This window comes from Ruegeria sp. CDSB117 (assembly GCF_059611005.1).
Map to the genome: position 1 here is coordinate 70165 of NZ_JBXWOS010000012.1, position 18674 is coordinate 88838.

Below are 18674 nucleotides of genomic sequence, written 5' to 3' on the forward strand. Positions count from 1 at the left end.
TAAAACTGTCGAGATATCTCTACTGCGCCAAAGCGGTTCCTGCCCGACGCAGGATCAGCTGCAGGAGGTTGAAGCTGTTCTGGATGTCTTCTGTTTCGGGTTTGGCGAAAAAGCCGTCCAGATCATCATGAACACGCACCGCCTGATCGAGAAGTGGGTCCGCGCCCTCGGAGTAAAGCCCGGCCCTGATCATAACTTCGGATTGCTCATAGCTGCCAACCAGTCGGCGGGTTTGGGATATCAACAGGTTCTCCTCCGCCGTGGCCGCACTCGGCAGGCTGCGCGAGACCGAGCGGCCCAGGTCAATGGCTGGAAACCGGCCGCGTTCGGCAATCTCACGGCTCAGGACAATGTGGCCGTCCAGAACACCGCGCAGGATGTCGGCAATGGGTTCATCCATATCAGATCCTGCAACCAGAATGCTGAACACGGCTGTGATGTCGCCCTGCTCTTCCGTGCCTGTCCCGGCCCGCTCGCACAGGGCGGCAATTAAAGGGGTTACAGAAGGGGGAAATCCGCGCAGCGAAGGCTGTTCGCCCATGGCCACGGCAATCTCACGATGCGCCTCGGCAAACCGAGTGACCGAATCCGCCAGAAACAGCACGTTCAGACCCTGATCGCGCAGGTATTCTGCCACCGACATCGCGGACCAGGCACATCGGCGGCGCGCCAGGGCGGACTGATCAGACGTTGCGGCCACGACGACTGACCGCTTCATTCCGTCGGAACCCAGTGCATGTTCGACAAACTCGTTGACCTCGCGCCCACGCTCACCGACCAGCGCGACGACAACTGCATCCGCCTGCATCGACCGCGCCAGAGTCGCCAGCAAAGTGGACTTTCCCACGCCCGAACCGGCGAACAGTCCAATGCGCTGACCCTGAACGATGGGCAGCATAGTGTTCAGCATCGCAAGACCAGTCTCCATTCGTTGACCCAAAGGTTTGCGATCGACCGCAGGTGGAGGGGCTTGCATTATGTCCTGCTCCTGAATTCCCGACAGCAGCGGTTTTCCGTCCAATGGATTGCCAAACGGGTCGACCACCCGTCCCAACCAGTGCATTCCAGGCGCAAAGGCTGGTGTTTGGTTCAGAATCACTCTGTCACCAAGGCAGACCCCGTCCGGAGCCGTGGCGGGCAGCATGTGAATCAGATCCGATTCGACATGCAATATCTCGCCTGCCAGATCCGGCCCATTGCGTCGGCGTAAGGTCACATGATCCCCGATCCGCGCATGTGCTGCGATGCCTTCAACTTCTATAAACCCGCGCGCGACGCTGGCCACATGCCCCATATGGCGTGTGGCAGTCAGGCGGTCGATTTCACATTTCAATAGCATCGGGTCGAGATCGGACATCGTGGGTTCTCCAACGGTTTCTGAAAACGGTTTTTAAAGGAATCGGGGTTAAGCCTTGATTGAAATTGATCGAGGGAGAAGCCCCGATGTTCTATGACCTGAACGTCTTTAAGACCGCGTACGCAATGGCAACACATGCCGGGCAACGGCAATCCGTCATTGCACGAAACATGGCCAACGCGGATACGCCAGGCTACCAGCCCCGTGATATCGAGGCCTTTCAAAAAGCATTCGAAAGCTCGGGTCGTGAGGTCGCAATGACTGCCACGCGGGCGGGACATCTGAATGGTGTTGGTGGCCCAAAGCCCTGGGCTGAGATTGAAGCCACCCCTTCGCGTGACCCAAACGGCAATGGCGTTTCCGTCGAGGAAGAGATGCTAAAAGGCGTTGAAGTCAAGCGTCAGCATGACCGCGCCCTGGCGATCTACAAATCTTCAATGAACATTCTGCGCAGCAGCGCCGGCCGGGCATAAGGGGGCCGTAGGATGAGTGACTTTTCCCATTCTCTGACCGCCTCTGCCAGCGCCTTGCGCGCACAGGCCGCGCGTTTGCGCCATGTGTCCGAAAACATCTCGAACGCGGATACACCGGGTTATCGGCGCAAGACGGTCCCGTTTGAAGCCGTGAACAAAGACGGCAAAGAAATGGTGCAGGCAGGGCGGGTCAAGCTGGACCGCCGCGCGCTGTCGCGCGTCTATGACCCAAGTCATCCGATGTCCGATGACACAGGCCATTTTCGCGGCTCGAACGTCGATCTGATGATCGAGATCGCCGACGCCCGCGAGGCGCAGCGCAGTTACGAAGCCAACCTCAAGATGTTCGATCAGACACGTCAGATGTCGTCGAGCCTGATGGACCTCCTCAGAAAGTAAAGGACACCAGAATGGATATCCGAGCAATCAATGCGGCCCAGAGTTATGCAGGCGCGCGCCCGGCAACGCAGGCTGATCCAGACCATGCCGGAATGGCGCAGGGGCTGCGGTCTGGGTTTCAGGATTTTGCGGCGACGTTGAAACAGTCCGAGCAGATGTCGCAGGCCGCAATGACCGGGCATGCGGATCCGCATGCCTTGGTTCAGGCGCTGGCGCAGACCGAACTGGCCGTGGAAACGGCTGTGATCGTGCGCAACAAGGTGGTCGAGGCCTATCAGGAAATCCTGCGGATGCCGGTCTGACGCAATGCTCAGCGAAGGTCTGTTCTATGACATCGTACGTCAGGCGCTTTGGGTCGCAGTCATCACTTCGGTTCCGATCCTGGCGGTGGCGCTGGTTTCGGGCCTGATCGTTGGTCTGTTCCAGGCGCTGACCTCGGTGCAGGAGATGACGCTGACCTTTGTGCCCAAACTGATCGCCATAGTCATCGTGTTCTGGATTTCCATGGGATTCATGACCCAGACGCTGGTCACCTTTTTTTCAGGAACACTCATCCCTTTAATCGCAGGAGGTCGCTGATGGATACCGCCTATGTCACCCTGTCCCGGCAATCGGGTCTGATAAACGAAATGCGGCTGGTCGCGAACAACATCGCCAACGCCAATACCACGGGCTACCGCGCGCAAGGTTTGGTGTTCTCGGAATTCGTACGCGATATGCCCGGAAATCCATCCCTGTCCATGAGCCGTGCCGAAGTGCGCAATACCTCGCTGCAGCAAGGCGTGCTGACCGAAACCGGAGGGCAGTTCGACTTCGCCATCGAAGGGGATGGGTTCTTTATGGTTGAATCCCCCGCGGGCAACCGTCTGACCCGTGCCGGTGCGTTCTCATCCAACGCGGACGGGGATCTGGTGACTATGGATGGGCACCGCGTGCTGGACAGCAATGGAGCGCCCGTTTTTATCCCGCCGGACGCGGCATCCATTGATGTCGGCAGCGACGGTACGCTGAGTGTCGACGGGCAATTGCTGGGCCAAATCGGGGTATACAGCGTTGCCGATCCCAAAACGCTGGTGCGCGAAGGCAGCACGCAGTTTCGGGCCGAGGGCGATATTGAACCAGTCGAAGAACCTGTGGTCGTTCACCGTTTTCTCGAAGGATCGAATGTGAATGCCATCGCCCAGGTCTCGCGCATGGTCGAGATCCAGCGCGCCTATGAATTGGGGCAGAGCTTTCTGGAGTCCGAAGACGAACGTGTGCGCGGTGCGCTCAAGGCGCTGATTTGAACAAGGAGAATTTGACATGCGGGCTTTAAAAATCGCAGCGACGGGAATGACAGCGCAGCAGATGCGAGTCGAGACGATCTCGAACAACCTCGCGAATATGAACACCACAGGTTTCAACGCAAGGCGCGCCGAATTCGCCGATCTGCACTATCAGCAGATGGCACGAGCAGGCGCGGTTAATGCCAATGACGGTACGGTTTTGCCAACAGGTATCCAGTTAGGTCTTGGGGTTCGCCCGGCGGCGGTGACCGTGCAGCTATCGCAGGGTGCTTTGTCGGCCACCGGAAGCAATCTGGATGTCGCCATCGAAGGGCGCGGTTACCTGGAGGTGACGCTGCCCAACGGCCAGTCCGGCTATACCCGCGATGGCAGCCTGAAACGATCAGCCGAGGGGCTGATCGTAACATCGGACGGGTTTGCCGTAGCGCCCGAGATCACCATTCCCGACGATGCGCGGTCGATCTCGATTAACCCCGCGGGTGAAGTTTACGCCTATTTCGATGACGCGCCAGAGGGGCAACTGCTGGGAGAGTTCACTTTGGCCAGTTTTTCCAACGCCAAGGGGCTCGAGGCGATTGGCAGCAACCTGTTCAAAGAAACCGAAGCTTCGGGCGCGCCCGTGGTTGGCGCACCCGGAGAGGATGGGATGGGCACGCTGCGGCAGGGCTATCTTGAGGACAGTTCGGTCGATGCGGTGCGCGAGGTTACCGAACTGATTGAGGCACAGCGAGGATATGAAATGAATGCCAAGGTCATATCCGCCGTCGATCAGATGATGGGCGCAACGACGCAGGTGCGGTGATGCGGGCTCTGAGTTTTGTTCTGGCCTTGACGGCTCCGATCCCGGCAATGGCTGAAATTGTGGTGTCGAAACGCACCATTCGGGCCAAGGAAATCATTTCAGCCACTGCCCTGGAAACCAAGGATCAGATGGTTCCAAACGCGGTGAGCAATGTGGACTTTCTTGTTGGGCAAGAGGCGCGCGTCGCCCTCTACCCCGGGCGTCCTATTCGTGAGGGCGATTTCGGTCCGCCGGCAATTGTGGATCGAAACGATCTTGTCGTTCTTGTTTTTGACCGTCGCCCCCTGTCCATCACCGCCGAGGGTCGCGCATTGGGCCGTGGCGCGGTCGGGGATCGAATCCGGGTCATGAACCTGTCGTCACGCACAACCGTCACCGGACGTATCCGGTCGAACGGCCAGATTGAGGTAAAATGATGTCAGCACTTTCCAAAACTCTGTTGATTGCCGTTCTCACCGTGTCGGCCTGTGGCCGCGTGGATCACCTTGGCAAACCGCCAAGCTTTACGCCCAATGATGAATCGCCGGAACATGTGGCGATGCTTTGGCCCGGCTTGCCCTTGCATACGCAGCCGGCGCGTAACGTTGACAAGTCCTCGCTTTGGAGCGGTGGCCAGCAGTCCCTGCTGGGAGATCAGCGCGCGATCAAGAAAGGGGACATCATGACGGTCGTGATCGAGTTGGACGAAAAGGCCGAGATATCGAATGACACCAACCGATCCCGTAGCGGCTCGGAAAGTCTTGAGGTGCCGGGGCTGTTTGGCTTGCCGCAACGCGCGGCCGAGCACCTGCCAAATGGCGCATCCCTGGACGAAGCCGTGTCGATCGATTCCTCGTCGACCAGCAAAGGCAAGGGATCAGTGAAGCGAAAAGAAAAGCTGACATTGCGGGTGGCCGCGACCGTGATTGATGTTTTGCCAAACGGGGTGCTTTCGATCTCGGGCTCGCAGGAATTGCGCGTCAACTTTGAACTGCGTGAGCTTTTGGTCGCGGGCTATGTGCGCCCTCAGGATATCTCGCGCCAGAATGAGATTACCTATGACAAGATCGCGTCGGCGCGCGTGTCCTACGGTGGTCGCGGTCAGATCACTGACGTTCAGCAGCCCCGTTACGGGCAGCAAATCCTGGATTCAATTTTGCCATTCTGAGGAGAGAGTGATGAAAAAACTGATCCCGGTCGTCCTTCTTTTCGCGGGCTTGGGTGGCGGCATCGCGGCAGGCGTGTTTCTGGCCCCTTCGGACAAAAAGGCAGAAGTTGCCAAAGATATGAACGTCGAGTCAAGACAAGACAAGACTAAGAAGATAGACCCGAAAGCCACGGCAAAAAGGTCTGGAAAAGCGGACAAAAAGGAAGGTTCGGGTTCTTATGAGTATCTGAAGCTGACCAAGCAATTCGTGGTTCCGATCGTGGAATCTGATCGGATTGCAGCACTTGTCACCATGTCGCTAAGCCTTGAGGTCACACCTGGAATGGCCGAGCCGTTCTATGCCTCGGAACCCAAGCTGCGTGACCGCTTTTTACAGGTGCTGTTCGACCACGCCAATACCGGTGGTTTTGACGGGAACTTCACCCGCTCGGATAACCTGGGGGTCTTACGCGAGGCGCTGCTGGATGAGGCGCGCAAGGATTTAGGGGACGATGTCTCAAAGGTTCTGATCATGAGTGTGAACCGTCAGGATACGTGACGGGTCGACCGGCCCTGGTTAGATAACGGGCAAATCCTTATTGGGTTTTTTGCATAAATTGGAAACCGCCTGCTTGCGCCCGAATGCGACGCGCAGATTCGTAAGGGCTGTCAGCTTTTGTGCTCGTAACCGCGCAAGCTGCATGTTGAGCTGCCTGCGTGTCGCCGATTCCCACCCGTTCCAAAGAACATCCGTTCCGGTAATACGGTAACCTTCCGCAGACGCTGTCTCTTGCCGGGTTTGTTGGACTTGGGCGTCAAGTCGGGCCAATTGTTGTTGTACCCGTGCCTCGGCCTCGAGCAACGGGCGCAGGGATTGGAATTCTCGCTGAAACGCGGCTTCGGTAACTTTTGCCAGATCCTGCAGCTGCTTGCAGTTCATCAGATCTGCTCCTTCGCCCGTTTGCGCATCGCCTCGGCAAACCGAATAGCGGCGGCAACGGGGCGGTAATGTTCTTCCGAGATCTGCTGCCCGATCTCAACAGTGGCGTGCAGCGCACGTGCCGTTGGCGGATCGGGATGGATCGGGACGCCAGACGCCCCGGCGGCCTCGCGGATCGCGGCGGCCACGGAATCCACGCCCTTGGCCACGCAGACGGGCGCTGATCCGGCGGTCCGGGACCATTTCAGCGCGACGGCAAAATGGGTTGGGTTCACGATCACGACATCGGCTTTTGGCACCTCGGCCATCATCTGATTGGTTGCGATGTCCTGGGCGCGCTGGCGGCGCTGTTGTTTTACATGCGGGTCGCCTTCGGCATCTTTGGTCTCATCCTGCATTTCCTTGCGCGACATCCGGTTCTTGCGCATGTGTTCGGCGTATTGCCAGATGTAATCGATCACCCCGATGGCCAGAGCCACCGCAATGACGATGAACATGAACCGAAATAGCAGATTCATCATAAACATCACTGAAGACTGGGCTTGGGTCGCGCTTGCGGACAGAATCTCGCTGAGGTTGGCCCGCAGGAAAAGCGCCAGGCATGTGCAATAGATCACCAGTTTTGCAAAGCTCTTGGCAAATTCGAACAAGCCGCTGCGTCCAAATTTGTTCTTCGCATTGGACGGTATCGAAATGCGCGACAGCTTGGGTTTCAGTTTGGTGGGCGCAAAAACAAGCGCACGTTGCGAAATCAGGCTGAGCAGGACGGCGGCAGTAGGTAGGCCAAACAGGATCGAAATAGACCAAGCAGCCGTCTGCAGCATCCCTCCCACAGGGCTGGAAGCCGAACCTGTTGTCAGCAGTTGGCCAAAATCATCTGCCTGATCAATCAATACGATGAACAATGTGCCCATACGGTCCACAGCGAATTGCCCCGCAGCAAGCATGGCAATCAACAAACCGACATAGGCCGCCACAACGTTCATGTCGTTGGACTTGGCGATTTCCCCTTTTTCGCGCGCCTTCTGCAGCTTTTGCGGTGTCGCGTCAAAGGACTTGTCACTGTCGTCGTCCTGACCGCTCATCTTGCAACCTCAAGCGGGTTCACAATGAAGGCGAACAGGGCATCGGACCAAACAGACAAGATCAAAGTGGTGCCCGCAAACAGCAGAAACAAACCCGCGAAGGTGATCGCGGGGGCGCCGACAAAGGCTACCATCAACTGTGGCATCGCCCGGTTTATGACCCCAAGCGCAAGGTTATAGATCAGCGACGCGATGACAAAGGGCATGGCCAGGCTGAACGCCAGACCAAAACTGCGCGCGATATGTTGGACGCCCCACTGCGACAGGTCCGGTGCCAGTGGAACAACACCCATTGGAAACAGCGTGTAACTGTGGATCAAGAACTGCGCGACGCGGATGTGCAGGCCCAGCAGAACCGCCAATGTCAGACCTGCGAGTGTCAACAGATATCCCATTGCAGGAACAGGATCGACAGCGGCCCCGCCTAGAATCTGTGACAGCGATGTCGATTGCGCCGCGATGGACCCCGCAGTTTGCAAGGCCAGCACGAACAAACGCAAACAAATGCCCATTGCCAATCCGACAAGTGTTTCGGTGCCAATCATCCGCACCAAAGGCAACACCCCTTGCCCGTGGTCGGGCGCAGGAACAGCGGGCGTAACGATCAGTGTAAATGCCGCGGCGATCCCCAGCTTGACGCGGGTTGGAATGCTGCGTTCCGCGAAGGCGGGTAATAGCGATACCAGCGCCGACACGCGCAGGAAGACGGCAAAGAGATGCCACAGACCATCTGCCAGTTCCGGCAGCAACGCTGGAGGCACGGTGATCATGCGGGTACTGTTCCGACCAATGCGGGTCTGGCCTCGAGCCCGATTTCCTCAAAGGACAGGACCGGATTCGACACCCCCCGCGCCTGCATGATCGTGCGCAGCAATCGACGCCGGCGGGTCGAGGTCACGACGGCCGGGAACACCCCGTGATCAGCGGATTGCGAGACGGTTTCGACGACACCATCTGCCAGTTTGTTGAACAGGTTCGGCGGCAGGGCGACATCCAATCCGGCGTTGGGCGCGTCGATCTGGTACGAGGCAAACGTGTCTTCCCATTCAGGCGCAAGCTGGATCAGCGGAATGGAACCGTCTCCCCGCTTCATGTCGGCAACCAACTGGAAACCCAATCTCTGCCGGACCAGTTCGCAAATCCCTTCGGGTTGGGTCGTCGTCAGGCGCGCCTCAGCCACAGTTTCAAGGATCAGGGCCATGTTACGGATCGAGACTTTTTCCTCCAGCAGCAGGCGCAATACAGAATGTAACGTGTCGATTGGCACCTTGTCCGGGATCAGCTCGTCCAGCAACTTGCGGTTCGCTTCGGCCCGAACCGGATCGCTAAGCCGTGTCATCTCGGACAGCAGGCGGCGCAGGGATTTCAAAGTCAGCAGCCGCGCGAAGTTCTGCTTGATGATCTCAAGCAGATGGGTCGCCAAAATCTCGGGGGGAGAAACGATGGTCGCGCCGCTCAGCGCCGCGGCTTCCTGATCCTTTGGTAGAATCCAGCGCGCCGGGGCGCCATAAACAGGTTCGGTCACATCATTGCCTTCGGGCAGCATGTCATGGCCGTCCTGCACCAGCGCCAATACCAGATCTGGGTTGAGAACACCGCGTGCCTGCTCGACCCCCTGTACCTTGATCACATAGGTTCCCAGTGGAAGTTCTGCCCGGTCGGTCAGGCGGATGTCAGGCAGGATCAGTCCAAAGCCTGAGGCGACATATGTGCGCATATTGGCAATTCGTGCGTCCAACCCGGTGCCGGGGTTGAGAACCATGCTGACAAGATCAGGGGCGAATTCCAGATGAACATCATCCAGATCCAGAATGTCCCCGATGGCTTGGGAAACCGGGGTTTCATCCTCGGATGAAGGTGCCTGTTCCGCGTCTGTTTCGGCCTTTTGTTTGCGGTGAACCGAGTATGCCGCATACCCCAGAACGCCCGCGCCGAGGATGAAGGGCAGAAAGGGCAGGCCGGGCACCAGCGCAAACAAGACCATCAGCATGGCCACTGTGCCCAAAGCGGCCGGATGCCGACCCAATTGCGAAAAAATCGCGCTGTCGGTTGCACCCTGAGTACCACCCCGCGCCAGCAATAGCGCCGAGGCGATCGAGATGATCACAGCGGGAATTTGCGAAACCAGCCCGTCGCCGACAGTCAGAATGGCATAGGTCTCAAACGCGGCAGAGATGGGCATTCCCTGCACAATCACGCCCATAATCAGGCCCATCACAAGGTTGAGAAGCGTGATCAACAGCCCCGCAACCGCATCCCCCTTGACGAATTTCGAGGCCCCGTCGAGCGAGCCGAAGAACGTGGTTTCCTGTTGTTCACGTTCGCGGCGCTCTTTCGCTTGCTGATGATCAATGGCCCCGGCGGACATGTCGCTGTCGATGGCCAGCTGTTTGCCAGGCATTCCGTCCAGAGCAAACCGCGCGCCGACCTCGGCCATGCGGGCCGCGCCCTTGGTGATGACCATAAAGTTCACGATCAGCAGCACACCAAAAACGACGAGGCCCAGAAAGATGCTGCCGCCCATAACAAAATTCGCAAACCCCTCGATCACGTCTCCGGCAGCACTGGGGCCGGTATGGCCCTGACCGATGATCAGCTTGGTCGAGGACACGTTCAGCGACAGCCGCAGCATCAGCGAGGCAAGCAGGATGGTTGGGAAGGACGAAAAATCCAGCGGGCGTTCGATGAACAACGTCAGAGTGAAGATCAGAATCGCCAATGCAAATGAAGCGGACAAGCCAACATCCAGTACCCATGCGGGCATCGGCAGGATCATCATCACGATGACCGTCATCAACGCCAGCGCCAGCAGCACGGTCGGAGAGAAAAGCGAACGGACGTCGATCTTGGGCACACAGAGCTCCTAGTTGAACTGGATAAAGGCACTCGCTGCGCCGGCCACCGGCACCAGCGATCCCATAGCGCCAGTGTTGGCAGGCTCCGCCCGAGGTCGAATTAGTGGATCGGCAGCCCCGGTAAACGGATCGCGCGTCGCAAATGCGTTTGGAGTTTGCTGATCCAACTGAGCCAGAACGGTTTGAAAACGCGTCACGTAGGCGTTCGCCAAAGCGGGTGTGCGCGAGTGATAGGCCCCGGCGGCAGCTTTCCACGAGCCCAGCTCGGCATACAGCTCTTTCAGAAACCGCGCGGCATATGTGGCGTTTTCATCTGGGTCGAACATGGCGTCGATCGAGCGGAACGCCTTGCCGTGCCAACGGTAATTGATCTGGAAGCACCCGATATCAAAGCTGCGTTTGCCTGCTTTGAAGATGTCGAACACATATGATTTTGCCTCGAACTCTGAGGTGAACCAAATGCCCTTTCCTTCAACATTGATCGTCCAGGGCCAGGGTTGCAGTGCCCCGTCAGCTGTGCGGCCCGTTTCAACGCGGACAATGGCGCGCATGACATCTAGTGGCACACCTTCGGACCGGGCGGCGCGCTGGGCGGCGTGGTCGCAGATACGGGCTGTTCGGGTGTTGGGCATGGCAAAACCCTGCGGCGCAGCCAACAGCATCACCAAGGTCAGTCCTAAGATCGTTCGATATGGCATTCTGCCGGTCCGGGATTCTGATCAGTCCGGGCCAAGCTAGCTGTGTCAGGGTTTACAGAGGGTTATCGGCCGCTTAGTTTCGGTCGATCCGGCGGCCGAACACGACACTGGTGTTGGTTCGCAAAACCCCGGGGATCTTTGCCAATTCGTCGACCAGTATGTCCAGATCCTCGATCCTGGGGGCTTCGGCGGACAGCAGCAGGTCGAATTCCCCATTGATCGACAGGCAAAGTTTGACCTCGGGATAAGTTTCCAGCCGCTTGATAATACGTTTGGTCTCTTTTTGCTGAACCTCAAGCAAGACAACGACCTGAACGCGCGGGGCGTCTTCAGGGGCGCTCAGAACCACCGAATACCCGGCAATCACGCCGCGTTCTTCCATCCGTTGGATGCGTTCGTGCACGGTGGTCCGGGCCACACCCAGTTTCGCCGCGATCTTAGTCGTAGATTCGCGGGCGTTGTGCTGCAGGGCTGTGATGATGCGGCGGTCAAGCTGATCCATAGGTCCAAGGTGTAGTGCAAATACCTTGGGATGCTCAAGGTTTGTCAGCGTGTTCGCCCGACGTGATCTTCTGCTTGGAGCGCGGCCAGATCAGAAGGGCAATACCAAGCCCCGCAAGGCCTGCAATAGTCATCCAGATCAATGTCTGTTCGGTCCCTTTGGTGGTCATCAGCCACCCGGCCAACGGGTACAGCACCAGCCAGCAGGCATGGGACAGGGTGAACTGCGCGGCGAAAACTGCTGGTCGGTCTTCCGGGCAGGCCGTGCGTGTCAGCAGGCGGCCGGACGGTGTCAGAGTGGCTGAATAGCCAAAGCCAGCACCCGCCCATAACACCGCGAGCCCCCACAAAGTCATCTGGGTCGAGGCGAACAACCCCGCTGCAACGGCCATCGTAAGTGTCCCGAATGCTGCACCAGCCAGCATAACGCTGCGATCCTCGTAGTTGTTCAGAAGAGACGGCAGGATGAAGGCCGCCACCATCGAGCCGCCGCCATACCCGGCCAATGCAACGGCCACAGCACTTTCCGACAGTCCAAGATCGGCGCGCACGATGACGACAGTGTTGACGATGACCATCGCGCTGAGTGACGCGGCCGTCCACGTCAGCGCCAGCAAACCGCGCAACCGTGTCGTACCAAGGTATAGGCGAATGCCCCGGGTTGTCCGGTCGTAACCCCCCCTGCGTTTCGTCGGTTTGGGCGAAGGCAGGGCGACCGACACGACAAGGATTGCCGAGGCAACGAACCCAAAGCTTGTGCCCCAGAACAGGCTGTCAAAGCTAATGATCAACAACAGCGCTGCAGCCAGAGCGGGACTGAGCAGACTTTCGAGGTCATAGGCCAGCCGGGACAGCGACAGGGCTTTGGTATAGTCCTGCTCATCTGTCAGAACATCCGGGATCGTTGCCTGAAAGGCAGGGGTGAAACCGGCAGAGGCCGATTGCAGCAGGAAGATCAACACATAGATCTGCCAGATCTCGGTTACGAACGGCAGACAAAGCGCAACGGCGGCACGCACCAGATCTAGCACCACCAACATTTTGCGTCGGTCCAGCCGTTCCGCAAACGCAGCGGCGAGCGGGGCGACAACCACGTAGGCCACCATCTTGATGGTCAGGGCGGTTCCCAGAACCATACCTGCCGCGTCACCGGCCAAATCAAAGGCGAGCAACCCCAAGGCAACCGTCGCCAGCCCGGTTCCCATCAACGCAACCACCTGAGCCGCCAGTAAATGCCGATAGACACGGTTCTTCAGGACGCTCAGCATCGGTCAGAGGTACTTTGTGATGGTTTTGAAGTCTTCCACGTCCGGGTCTTTGGCTGCGGTGGTTGGTGACAGGCAATGATCAATATGATCGTGGATCAAGGCCCGTTTGGCGTTGGTAATCGCCTTTTCAACCGCAAAAAGCTGCTGTGCGATGTCGGTGCAGTGGTCTTGATCTTCGAGCATGGATATTACCCTGGCCAAATGTCCGTGCGCCCGTTTCAAACGCGCATGGATCTGCGGGTGCGACTCGTGTTTGTGCTGTGTCATGTAATAACCCTATCCACCCCATAGGGATATGGTCAACGTATCGTACGGGTCCCTGCCGCCCCGTTATGGATGGCGTTGAGTTTAGGGACCAAACCTCCTATCTCGGGGACGATACCGGACAAAGGACAAGCCCCGTGGCAAATCATCTTTACAAAAACGACCTGCCGGACGGGTTGGATATGGGCCCTGTTGTGGCCATCGACTGCGAGACCATGGGTCTGAATCCGCATCGGGACCGGCTGTGCGTGATCCAGATGTCAGGCGGCGACGGAAACAGCCACATCGTTCAGGTCGAAAAGGGGCAGACCGAGGCCCCGAACCTGTGTGCGATGCTGGAAAACCCCGACGTGCTGAAACTGTTCCACTTTGGGCGTTTCGATATCGCTGCGATGTACCACGCGTTTGGCGCGCTGGCGGCTCCGGTCTATTGCACCAAGATCGCCAGCCGGTTGGTGCGAACCTATACGGATCGCCACGGGCTGAAGAACCTGTGTCAGGAGTTGATCGGTGTCGATATCTCCAAACAGCAGCAGATGAGCGACTGGGGCGCCGAAGCCCTGACAAATGCGCAGCTGGATTATGCGGCTTCTGACGTACTGTACCTGCATCAGCTGCGCGAGGCGTTGGACGGGCGCTTGGCCCGCGAGGGCCGCACCGAAATGGCGCAGGCCTGTTTTGAATTCCTGCCGATGCGTGCGAAACTGGACCTCGCCGGTTGGCCCGAAACGGATATTTTTGCGCACTCATGACCGATACCGAAGCATTCCTGAGAACCGCACGTCAGGTCATCACCGACGAAGCCCGCGCGTTGGACGTGCTGGCCGAAAGCCTGAATGAAGATTTTGCCGAAGCCGTGCAGATGATCCTACAGGCTCCGGGCCGCATCATCATCAGCGGTATCGGCAAATCGGGTCATATTGGCCACAAGATTGCCGCCACGCTGGCCAGCACCGGCACGCCCGCCTATTTCGTGCACCCGGCCGAGGCCAGCCATGGCGATCTGGGCATGGTGTCAAAAGGCGATGTGGTTCTGGCGATTTCCAATTCGGGCGAAGCGCCGGAGCTGGTCAATCTGCTGGCCTTTACCCGCCGCTTTGGCATTCCCTTGATTGGTTTGTCCAGCAAACCGGAAAGCACGCTGATGAAGCAGGCGGATGTGCATCTGTTGATCCCGTCGCTGGGCGAGGCTTGCGGTTTTGGCATGGTGCCCTCGATCTCGACCACTTTGACGTTGGCGATGGGCGACGCCTTGGCCATTGCGTTGATGAAGTACCGTGATTTCAAGCCCGAGGACTTCCGCGCCTTCCACCCTGGCGGCAAGCTGGGGGCGCAGCTTTCAACCGTGCGGGATTTGATGCACGCCGATCTGCCAGTTGTTTCTGAGGGCACCCCCATGAGCGAGGCGCTGCTGGTCATGAGCCAGAAAAGCTTTGGTGTTGTCGGCGTGACGGATGAGACGGGCCGCCTGATTGGCATCGTGACTGACGGCGACTTGCGCCGGAATATGGACGGCCTTCTGGACAAGACCACCAAAGAGGTCATGACCACCAATCCGCTGACCATTTCCCCGAACGCAATGGCGGAAGAGGCGGTGGCGATCATGAACGACCGCAAGATCACTTCGCTGTTCGTGGTCGACCCCGAGACACAAGGCCCAGCCGAGGGGCTGTTGCATATCCACGACTGCCTGCGCGTCGGATTGGGCTAAGCGGAGGGTAGTGCGGTGGACGGACACTCACGCAGGGTACAGTTCTTCAAGGTGGTGCTGCCGTTGGTGGCTATCGCTATGCTGTCGACTGTGTTCCTGCTGTCGCGCAGCATCGAAACCAATGTGTCCGTGCCCTTCAACCAGCAGGATATCGATGAACGTTTGGCGGATCAGGTGGTGACGCAGCCCAATTACCAAGGAACGACCCGCAAAGGCGAAGACGTTCAGATCGAGGCAAGCCGGGCAACGCAGGGTACTGAGGGCGAAGCGCCAACAGCGGCCGAATTTCGGGGCCGCTTTGGCCTGCTGAATGGCGGCGTAATCACTTTGGATTCCAACTCTGGCATGATCCGTCCGGACAAGAATACGGCTACCTTTGTCGGGGATGTGGTTATAACAACAACGGACGGCATCGTCGTCACAACGGATCTATTGAACACCGCGCTGGACGAAATTCAGGGCGACACGCCCGGCCAGGTCGACGGAACCGGTATTATTGGTGATTTTACTGCGGGCAGAATGACATTTGGGACTGAAAAAAAAGATGGACCGGTCCATATTATTTTTACAGATGGCGTGAAGTTGGTGTATGAGCCTCAAAAAGCAGAAAGATAACCTGTGTTCTATTTTCGATTAGCCCTTGTAAGTGCTGCTCTGGTAACTGGTGCGATCTCTGCGACAGCGCAGGAAACTCAGGTTGCTTTCGGTTCGGCCAATGCCGACCCAAGCCTGCCGGTCGAGGTGACCTCGGAAAAGCTGAACGTAAATCAGGAAGACGGCTCGGCCGAGTTTCTGGGCAACGTGATCGTCATTCAGGGCGAAATGCGTCTGACGGCGGAACGCGTGCTAGTTATTTATAACGAAGACCGTTCAGGCATCGAACGGATGGAGGCGACAGAGGATGTGATTCTGGTCAGCCCTCCGGATGCGGCCGAAGGCGATTGGGCGGAATACACCATCGATTCAGGTGAGATCGTCATGAAGGGCAACGTTCTGCTGTTGCAGGGGCCAAGCACGATCAGCGGCGACCAGATGAACGCCAACCTGACCACTGGCAAAGCGACGATGACCGGCAACGTGAAGACCATCCTGCAGCAGGGGGCCAACTGATGGCTCAGCCAAACCTGACGGTAGCCGAAGGCACCTCTGGCCTGAAAATCGAAAAGCTTCGCAAGTCTTACCGAAAAAAGACAGTGATCCGCGACGTTTCCATGACCTTGGGCCGATCCGAGGTGGTTGCGCTTTTGGGCCCGAACGGGTCAGGCAAGACCACCACATTCTATTCGGTCGCGGGCCTTGTGTTTCCTGAGGCGGGCACTGTTACGATTGACGGTCAGGTTGTCACAACGCTGCCTATGTATCGCCGCGCGCGTCTTGGGATCGGATATCTGCCGCAAGAGATGTCGATTTTCCGTGGCATGAGTGTCGAGGACAACATCGCCGCCGTTCTGGATATCACCGTCAACCACGCCCACCGCCGAAAAGAGCGGCTGGAAGAGCTGTTGTCCGACTTCTCGATCGAACACCTGCGCCGCGCACCCGCGCTGGCCCTGTCGGGCGGTGAACGCCGCAGGGTCGAGATCGCGCGCTGTTTGGCAGCAGATCCGAAATATCTGTTGTTGGATGAACCCTTTGCGGGGGTCGACCCGATCAGCGTCGGGGATATTCGCCATCTGGTTGCGGACCTGAAAAAACGTGGAATCGGCGTGTTGATCACCGATCACAACGTACGCGAAACACTCGAAATTGTGGATCGTGCCTACATCCTGCATGACGGTCAGGTCCTTATGTCCGGCACACCCGACGAAGTGGTTGAAAACGAAAACGTGCGCCGGGTGTACCTGGGCGAAAACTTCCGTATTTCATAAGCTTGCGCAGATTTTCGCCGGACGCATGGCGGAAATCACGTATATACACGCCTGTTTTGATTGACTCTCCCGCCGTCTCTTGCCTCAATTGGACTATGGCATTTCTTCGGTTCCCGACTGGATCACGACGCCCCTTCCTGGAAGGGGGGCCGGTGCGGTTACCGCAGGATTTGCCGATGTCCCCCACCCGATAAAAACAAGCGCGTCGCATTACGTGACGTCAGAAATGGGTGTGAATTGTGAAGGAGATCACATGCGTTACCAAATCAGCGGAAAACAGATCGACATCGGTGCGGCCCTGCAGACTCATGTGCAGACCGAACTGGGCGAGGTCGTGGGCAAATATGCCCAACGTCCGACAGATGCCAACGTCGTCTTTTCCCGTTCAGCGCATGAATATGTATGCGAAACCACAGTGCATCTTTCCACTGGTCTGACCGCTCAGGCCAAGGCACATGCAACCGAGATTTACGCGGCGTTTGAGGGATGCTGCGACAAGATGGAAACGCAACTGCGCCGCTACAAGCGCCGCCTGAAAGACCACCACAAGGATCGGTCCGAGCCTGTTGAACTCTTCGGAGCGTCGTCTTATATCCTCGCCTCTGACGAATCAGAGACGGCTGACGAGCCCGATACTCTGCAGCCCATGATCGTGGCTGAGATGGAAACCAAGATCCCATCGCTGAGTGTTGGAGAGGCGGTCATGCAGATGGAACTTGCCGGTGCACCGGTGTTGGTGTTCCGGAACGAAAACAAGGACGGATTGAATGTCGTGTACCGTCGCGAAGATGGTAATATCGGCTGGATTGATCCGTAACAGGCAAGACTAGCAAGGCACGCCCCTGCAATTGCAGGGGCCCCGCCGTGGAGCGTGATGATGGAGCTTTCGAGCATATTAAAGCCCGAAGCAGTACGTGTGTTGTCCGCCGCTTCTAGTAAGAAGCGGTTGTTTCAGGAAATTGGCGATGTTGCTGCCGGGACTTTGCACCTGGATGCGCAGACTGTCGTCGATTGCTTGCTGGAGCGCGAAAGCCTTGGACCGACCGGGGTTGGACACGGTGTCGCCTTGCCTCACGCTCGGCTGACAGATCTGGCCTCTGTCTCGGGTGTGTTTGTAATGCTCGAAAAACCGATTGATTTTGGATCGGTCGACCGGCAGCCGGTGGACATCGCTTTTGCACTGTTTGCGCCGGAAGAGGCGGGTGTCGATCACCTTAAGGCGCTTGCGCTGGTGTCCCGTACACTGCGTGATACGTCTGTTTGCACAAAACTGCGGGCCAACCCTGATCCGGTCAAGCTTTACGCGATTCTGACCGAAGCTCAGTCCATGCAGGCCGCCTGACCTTGCTGAAATAAAAAAGCCCCCGAAAACTGGGGGCTTTTTTCTTCGAGGCGGCTTTTGGTTACCCGCCTGCTCCCATTTCCAGCGTCCACCAGATTTTCCCACCACTTTCCTGATGCCAGGAAAAGCCCATTTGTGAGGCTTTCGGGTCCATGATCACGGCTCGGGGGCCAGGTTCCTGCATCCAGGCGGCCAAGGTTTCGGTTTCGGTCTCATAGGTTTCCGAGATCGCCTCACCCAGGAAAGTTCCGTTGTAACCGACGCGTTGCGCGCGATCTATGGGCGACGATCCATCCGATCCGAAGTGCCACGGGCGGTTCTGACGCGCCATGTCCTTAGAGTGGGTCGCGGCCGCGGCATTCAGCTGCGAGTTCAGCTGCACCGCCTGCAAACCCTGAGCCTGGCGCAAGGCATTTACCGAATCCAGCATGCGGAACTGGAGCTTTTCGGGGTTGCCGCGGATTTTGTAGACCGACGGCAGTGGACGGCCATCCGATCCGTAAGTTGGGGTGCTGCTTGGGGTACATGCAGCCAGCGCAACAAAGCAAAGAAACAGTAATGTGATAATACGCGTCATGATCGACCTGATTATTGTGTCGACATACGGCATAGCGCGCCATGCAGCCTTCGGCAAACCTGCAATGGCTGATTCTTGCATGTTTCTGCCGGTTTGATTTGCGATTGACGCATTCTGGCAAT

At 57.9% G+C, this 18674-nt stretch carries 26 protein-coding genes; 16 read left to right on the plus strand and 10 right to left on the minus strand.

The window, feature by feature from the left end; translation table 11 throughout:
* Positions 1-19: 19 nt before the first annotated feature.
* Positions 20-1357 (minus strand): FliI/YscN family ATPase, encoded by a 1338-nt coding sequence (locus AC2FJC_RS14605; protein WP_496740052.1) that lies wholly within the window; start codon positions 1355-1357, stop codon positions 20-22.
* An 86-nt stretch (positions 1358-1443) separates the two neighbouring features.
* On the opposite strand from AC2FJC_RS14605, the gene AC2FJC_RS14610 reads away from it, so the two are divergent.
* The 9 genes from AC2FJC_RS14610 to AC2FJC_RS14650 are packed head-to-tail and all read left to right on the plus strand — an operon-like array spanning position 1444 to position 6002.
* Positions 1444-1830: a FlgB family protein gene (locus AC2FJC_RS14610; protein WP_496740053.1), complete on the plus strand. Its 387-nt coding sequence runs from the start codon at positions 1444-1446 to the stop codon at positions 1828-1830.
* Between the two features lie 12 nt (positions 1831-1842).
* On the plus strand, positions 1843-2229 hold the full coding sequence (flgC, locus tag AC2FJC_RS14615) for a flagellar basal body rod protein FlgC (RefSeq protein WP_496740054.1): 387 nt from the start codon (positions 1843-1845) through the stop codon (positions 2227-2229).
* An 11-nt stretch (positions 2230-2240) separates the two neighbouring features.
* The gene (gene fliE / locus AC2FJC_RS14620) at positions 2241-2531 is read left to right on the plus strand and encodes a flagellar hook-basal body complex protein FliE (protein ID WP_282120920.1); all 291 of its coding nucleotides are present in this window, start codon (positions 2241-2243) and stop codon (positions 2529-2531) included.
* Positions 2532-2535: 4 nt separating this feature from the next.
* Entirely contained in the window at positions 2536-2808 is a 273-nt protein-coding gene (locus AC2FJC_RS14625) for a flagellar biosynthetic protein FliQ (RefSeq protein WP_282170851.1), read from the plus strand.
* Positions 2808-3515, plus strand: a complete 708-nt coding sequence (locus AC2FJC_RS14630) for a flagellar hook-basal body complex protein (protein WP_496740055.1) — start codon at positions 2808-2810, stop codon at positions 3513-3515. The genes AC2FJC_RS14625 and AC2FJC_RS14630 overlap by 1 nt, the downstream gene beginning before the upstream one ends.
* A 16-nt stretch (positions 3516-3531) precedes the next feature.
* A complete protein-coding gene (gene flgG / locus AC2FJC_RS14635; protein WP_496740056.1) occupies positions 3532-4317 on the plus strand; it encodes a flagellar basal-body rod protein FlgG in 786 nt (261 codons plus the stop codon).
* Positions 4317-4733: a flagellar basal body P-ring formation chaperone FlgA gene (gene flgA, locus AC2FJC_RS14640; protein ID WP_496740057.1), complete on the plus strand. Its 417-nt coding sequence runs from the start codon at positions 4317-4319 to the stop codon at positions 4731-4733. The genes flgG and flgA overlap by 1 nt, the downstream gene beginning before the upstream one ends.
* The gene (gene flgH / locus AC2FJC_RS14645) at positions 4733-5464 is read left to right on the plus strand and encodes a flagellar basal body L-ring protein FlgH (protein ID WP_496740058.1); all 732 of its coding nucleotides are present in this window, start codon (positions 4733-4735) and stop codon (positions 5462-5464) included. Before flgA ends, flgH begins: the two co-directional genes overlap by 1 nt.
* 10 nt (positions 5465-5474) lie before the next feature.
* Positions 5475-6002 (plus strand): flagellar basal body-associated protein FliL, encoded by a 528-nt coding sequence (locus AC2FJC_RS14650; RefSeq protein ID WP_496740059.1) that lies wholly within the window; start codon positions 5475-5477, stop codon positions 6000-6002.
* 18 nt (positions 6003-6020) lie between these two features.
* Here the strand turns inward: AC2FJC_RS14650 and AC2FJC_RS14655 are convergent, their stop codons facing one another.
* The 8 genes from AC2FJC_RS14655 to AC2FJC_RS14690 form a co-directional block, all read right to left on the minus strand.
* Positions 6021-6383 (minus strand): hypothetical protein, encoded by a 363-nt coding sequence (locus AC2FJC_RS14655; protein WP_496740060.1) that lies wholly within the window; start codon positions 6381-6383, stop codon positions 6021-6023.
* Entirely contained in the window at positions 6383-7468 is a 1086-nt protein-coding gene (gene flhB / locus AC2FJC_RS14660; RefSeq protein WP_496740061.1) for a flagellar type III secretion system protein FlhB, read from the minus strand. Before flhB ends, AC2FJC_RS14655 begins: the two co-directional genes overlap by 1 nt.
* On the minus strand, positions 7465-8238 hold the full coding sequence (locus AC2FJC_RS14665) for a flagellar biosynthetic protein FliR (protein WP_496740062.1): 774 nt from the start codon (positions 8236-8238) through the stop codon (positions 7465-7467). The genes flhB and AC2FJC_RS14665 overlap by 4 nt, the downstream gene beginning before the upstream one ends.
* Entirely contained in the window at positions 8235-10322 is a 2088-nt protein-coding gene (gene flhA, locus AC2FJC_RS14670; protein ID WP_496740063.1) for a flagellar biosynthesis protein FlhA, read from the minus strand. Before flhA ends, AC2FJC_RS14665 begins: the two co-directional genes overlap by 4 nt.
* A gap of 9 nt (positions 10323-10331) precedes the next feature.
* A complete protein-coding gene (locus tag AC2FJC_RS14675) occupies positions 10332-11021 on the minus strand; it encodes a lytic transglycosylase domain-containing protein (RefSeq protein ID WP_496740064.1) in 690 nt (229 codons plus the stop codon).
* Between the two features lie 73 nt (positions 11022-11094).
* Complete coding sequence (locus AC2FJC_RS14680; RefSeq protein WP_058273002.1) at positions 11095-11523, minus strand: Lrp/AsnC family transcriptional regulator; 429 nt, start codon at positions 11521-11523, stop codon at positions 11095-11097.
* 34 nt (positions 11524-11557) lie between these two features.
* Positions 11558-12790, minus strand: coding sequence for an MFS transporter (locus AC2FJC_RS14685; RefSeq protein ID WP_496740065.1), 1233 nt, complete (start codon positions 12788-12790; stop codon positions 11558-11560).
* 3 nt (positions 12791-12793) lie between these two features.
* Positions 12794-13057, minus strand: coding sequence for a metal-sensing transcriptional repressor (locus AC2FJC_RS14690; RefSeq protein ID WP_496740066.1), 264 nt, complete (start codon positions 13055-13057; stop codon positions 12794-12796).
* Between the two features lie 134 nt (positions 13058-13191).
* Here AC2FJC_RS14690 and AC2FJC_RS14695 point away from each other — a divergent pair, with 134 nt between their 5' ends.
* The 7 genes from AC2FJC_RS14695 (at position 13192) to AC2FJC_RS14725 (ending at position 17975) form a co-directional block, all read left to right on the plus strand.
* Positions 13192-13806 (plus strand): ribonuclease D, encoded by a 615-nt coding sequence (locus AC2FJC_RS14695; RefSeq protein ID WP_496726685.1) that lies wholly within the window; start codon positions 13192-13194, stop codon positions 13804-13806.
* Entirely contained in the window at positions 13803-14765 is a 963-nt protein-coding gene (locus tag AC2FJC_RS14700; RefSeq protein WP_496736888.1) for a KpsF/GutQ family sugar-phosphate isomerase, read from the plus strand. Before AC2FJC_RS14695 ends, AC2FJC_RS14700 begins: the two co-directional genes overlap by 4 nt.
* 15 nt (positions 14766-14780) lie before the next feature.
* The gene (lptC, locus tag AC2FJC_RS14705; RefSeq protein WP_058272998.1) at positions 14781-15380 is read left to right on the plus strand and encodes an LPS export ABC transporter periplasmic protein LptC; all 600 of its coding nucleotides are present in this window, start codon (positions 14781-14783) and stop codon (positions 15378-15380) included.
* Positions 15381-15383: 3 nt separating this feature from the next.
* Positions 15384-15875 (plus strand): LptA/OstA family protein, encoded by a 492-nt coding sequence (locus AC2FJC_RS14710; RefSeq protein WP_058272997.1) that lies wholly within the window; start codon positions 15384-15386, stop codon positions 15873-15875.
* Positions 15875-16633 (plus strand): LPS export ABC transporter ATP-binding protein, encoded by a 759-nt coding sequence (gene lptB / locus AC2FJC_RS14715; RefSeq protein WP_058276524.1) that lies wholly within the window; start codon positions 15875-15877, stop codon positions 16631-16633. Before AC2FJC_RS14710 ends, lptB begins: the two co-directional genes overlap by 1 nt.
* Positions 16634-16886: 253 nt before the next feature.
* Positions 16887-17450 carry a ribosome hibernation-promoting factor, HPF/YfiA family gene (gene hpf, locus AC2FJC_RS14720; protein ID WP_058273067.1) on the plus strand — a complete coding sequence of 188 codons (564 nt, stop codon included), beginning with the start codon at positions 16887-16889 and terminating at the stop codon, positions 17448-17450.
* A 60-nt stretch (positions 17451-17510) separates the two neighbouring features.
* On the plus strand, positions 17511-17975 hold the full coding sequence (locus tag AC2FJC_RS14725; protein ID WP_496740067.1) for a PTS sugar transporter subunit IIA: 465 nt from the start codon (positions 17511-17513) through the stop codon (positions 17973-17975).
* Between the two features lie 61 nt (positions 17976-18036).
* Here AC2FJC_RS14725 and dalA read toward each other — a convergent pair whose 3' ends face one another.
* Entirely contained in the window at positions 18037-18552 is a 516-nt protein-coding gene (gene dalA / locus AC2FJC_RS14730) for a divisome-associated lipoprotein DalA (RefSeq protein WP_496740068.1), read from the minus strand.
* Positions 18553-18674: the final 122 nt, after the last annotated feature.